At 30.4% G+C, this 497-nt stretch carries 1 protein-coding gene; it reads right to left on the reverse strand.

The window, feature by feature from the left end:
• Positions 1-67 precede the first annotated feature (67 nt).
• On the reverse strand, positions 68-328 hold the full coding sequence (locus B2G44_RS01880) for a metallopeptidase TldD-related protein (protein WP_078123149.1): 261 nt from the start codon (positions 326-328) through the stop codon (positions 68-70).
• Between the last annotated feature and the right edge of the window lie 169 nt (positions 329-497).

Consider the following 497-nt stretch of genomic DNA (forward strand, 5'->3'; position numbering starts at 1 on the left):
AATCTGACATTCTTTCGTTTGTTAGACCGACCATCTCCTTTCAGGGTTTATCAGCCCTGGTTATTGGTTAAACAACACGAAATTTAGGCATCTTTGGCGCCCAAGGATCATCTATAATAGTTACTTTAGGATTAGCCACTAATGTACCTTGACTATGTTTATATTTACTTAAATTACGATAAACATATAAAGCACTAAAAACATTTTGAAAATTTAATAATAATTCCGAAAAAACTTCATTTGAAAAAACTACACGATAAAATTTAGATGGTAAAGTTTTAGCGCCAATTTGATTTTCTCCTAATGTTAATATATTTTTAACATACATAGAAAGTTCAAAATCTTCAAATTTTTTAACAGGAAAAGATTTATCAACTTCTTCTTGAATTTGATTATTAATACGGATAGATTAATTGCGTTTTATGCAGCAATTTGTATTTGCTGTTTTATTTACAATCAGCCCCCGTCCAAACCGGACAAGCAAGTTTCCAAGCATC

This window comes from Candidatus Phytoplasma citri (assembly GCF_002009625.1).
In the GTDB taxonomy this organism is placed as follows: domain Bacteria; phylum Bacillota_I; class Bacilli_A; order Acholeplasmatales; family Acholeplasmataceae; genus Phytoplasma; species Phytoplasma citri.